This window comes from Nocardia niigatensis NBRC 100131, from assembly GCF_000308655.1.
In the GTDB taxonomy this organism is placed as follows: Bacteria; Actinomycetota; Actinomycetes; order Mycobacteriales; family Mycobacteriaceae; genus Nocardia; species Nocardia niigatensis.
Genome location: NZ_BAGC01000046.1, coordinates 1 through 738 on the forward strand (window position 1 = coordinate 1; position 738 = coordinate 738).

1 pseudogene is annotated in these 738 nt (G+C 64.9%); it reads left to right on the forward strand.

Annotation, left to right across the window (positions count from 1 at the left end):
* Positions 1–738: pseudogene (locus ON33_RS22635) on the forward strand (DNA-directed RNA polymerase subunit beta); the annotation flags it as partial.

Consider the following 738-nt stretch of genomic DNA (forward strand, 5'->3'; position numbering starts at 1 on the left):
AACCAGCGTCCGATCGTGGACGAGGGCACTCGGGTGGAGGCCGGGCACGTGCTCGCCGATGGTCCCTGCACCGAGAACGGTGAGATGGCGCTCGGTAAGAACCTGCTCGTGGCGATCATGCCGTGGGAGGGTCACAACTACGAGGACGCGATCATCCTGTCGCAGCGCCTCGTGGAGGACGATGTGCTGACCTCGATCCACATCGAGGAGCACGAGATCGACGCTCGTGACACCAAGCTCGGTGCCGAGGAGATCACCCGTGACATCCCGAACGTCTCCGACGAGGTCCTCGCCGATCTCGACGAGCGCGGCATCGTGCGTATCGGTGCCGAGGTGCGTGACGGCGACATCCTGGTCGGCAAGGTCACCCCGAAGGGTGAGACCGAGCTGACCCCGGAGGAGCGGCTGCTGCGCGCGATCTTCGGTGAGAAGGCGCGCGAGGTGCGTGACACGTCGCTGAAGGTGCCTCACGGTGAGTCGGGCAAGGTCATCGGTGTGCGCGTGTTCTCGCGTGATGACGACGACGATCTGCCCCCGGGTGTGAACGAGCTGGTGCGCGTGTACGTCGCGCAGAAGCGCAAGATCCAGGACGGTGACAAGCTCGCCGGTCGTCACGGCAACAAGGGTGTCATCGGCAAGATCCTCCCGCAGGAGGACATGCCGTTCCTGCCCGACGGCACCCCGGTCGACATCATCCTCAACACCCACGGTGTGCCGCGTCGTATGAACATCGGTCAG